The sequence below is a fragment of the Caulobacter sp. P4_E5 genome (genome assembly GCF_056401555.1).
This window is the reverse complement of record NZ_JBFUJD010000179.1, coordinates 1-511: the sequence shown is the minus strand read 5'-3', so window position 1 is coordinate 511 and position 511 is coordinate 1. Positions and strand designations below refer to the sequence as shown.

At 62.0% G+C, this 511-nt stretch carries 1 protein-coding gene; it reads left to right on the top strand.

Annotated features, from left to right (window positions below; genetic code table 11):
• A partial coding sequence (locus AC1DSO_RS24830; protein WP_477071344.1) for a molybdopterin-dependent oxidoreductase occupies window positions 1-511 on the top strand: 511 nt, incomplete at both ends.

Sequence of the window (511 nt, the reverse complement as noted above, 5' to 3'; positions counted from 1 at the left end):
TGGACAAGCTGGACCTGCTGGTCGTGGTGGACCCTTACCCTTCTGCCACCGCCGCCATGGCCGCCATGCCCGGCAAGGCCGAAGACCAGAACCCCAAACGCGCGGTCTATCTGCTGCCGGCCGCGACCCAGTTTGAAACCAGCGGCTCGGTGACCGCCTCCAACCGCTCGCTGCAATGGCGCGAAAAAGTCATAGAGCCGTTGTGGGAAAGCCGCAGCGACCACATGATCATGCACCAGTTCGCCGAAAAGCTCGGCTTCGCCAAGGAGCTGTCGAAGAACTACAAGATGCAGAAGGTCAAGGGCATGGACGAGCCCGTGCCGGACGACATCCTGCGTGAGATCAACAAGTGCGTCTGGACCATAGGCTACACCGGGCAGAGCCCCGAGCGCCTGCAGGCGCACATGCGCAATATGCACCTGTTCGACGACAAGACACTCAAGTCCAAAGGCGGCAAGGACAAGGTCACCGGCTACGACACCACGGGCGACTACTTCGGCCTGCCGTGGCC